Origin of the sequence: Synechococcus sp. R6-5 (assembly GCF_047461775.1) — a bacterium.
In the GTDB taxonomy this organism is placed as follows: domain Bacteria; phylum Cyanobacteriota; class Cyanobacteriia; order Thermostichales; family Thermostichaceae; genus Thermostichus.
In genome coordinates, this window is the sequence record NZ_JANSHV010000303.1 from 1 (window position 1) to 690 (window position 690).

General features: G+C 52.5%; 2 protein-coding genes. Both read right to left on the reverse strand.

What is annotated here, in order from left to right:
* Nucleotides 1-202: 202 nt before the first annotated feature.
* Nucleotides 203-523, reverse strand: coding sequence for a DUF5615 family PIN-like protein (locus NW818_RS13120; RefSeq protein WP_414424803.1), 321 nt, complete (start codon nt 521-523; stop codon nt 203-205).
* Nucleotides 520-681, reverse strand: coding sequence for a DUF433 domain-containing protein (locus NW818_RS13125; RefSeq protein ID WP_414424804.1), 162 nt, complete (start codon nt 679-681; stop codon nt 520-522). The genes NW818_RS13120 and NW818_RS13125 overlap by 4 nt, the downstream gene beginning before the upstream one ends.
* Nucleotides 682-690 lie beyond the last annotated feature (9 nt).

Genomic DNA, 690 nt, shown 5'->3' on the forward strand with positions numbered 1-690 from the left:
TATTTCTTCAAAGACCATACGCCCTCGGCTATCCAGGGCGAAGCCAGCCAGCGGCAGGCTATTGCAGACAGAACGTCATCCGTGCCGATCCGTCGTATCCGTGCTGATCCGTGTTCTATTCCGCCGTGGGGCTGATGAAGGCGACCGGTGCGATCATTTGGAATAGTAGTGTTGTAGGAAGGAGACGATCCAGGCTATAGGCTCACACAGGAATTCGCAGGAGATCACCCGGTTGAATTGCTGACAATGCCTGCACAACATTCGGCATAAGCAAGCGCAGTGTCTCGAATCGATTGTTAGCCGCCACGATAACAATAATTCCTAACGTTGTTGAACGCAGGTTCTGTTGATATGTCATATTCTGATCAGCAGTAATAAAGACATCGAAGGCAGTCTCGGCTAAACGCAGCAACTCGCCGTTTTTAGCGCCTGCCCAGCCCATCTCAGAGACAGTCAAGACGTCGTGGCCCGGCAGTTCATATTTGAGCTTACGCGGCAGGCATTCATCAAGCAAGATCTTCATACAGGTTGCGTTAACAACATCTGCTTGAGTTGTTCCAGAACTCCGACTGCCTGATCACGCTGCACGGTCGGAAAGTCGTCGAGGAACTCCTGGAGGGAATAACCGCCTTCAAGGTAGTCGAACAGCGTCTGCACCGGTACCCGTGTGCCAGCAAACACCGGCGTTCC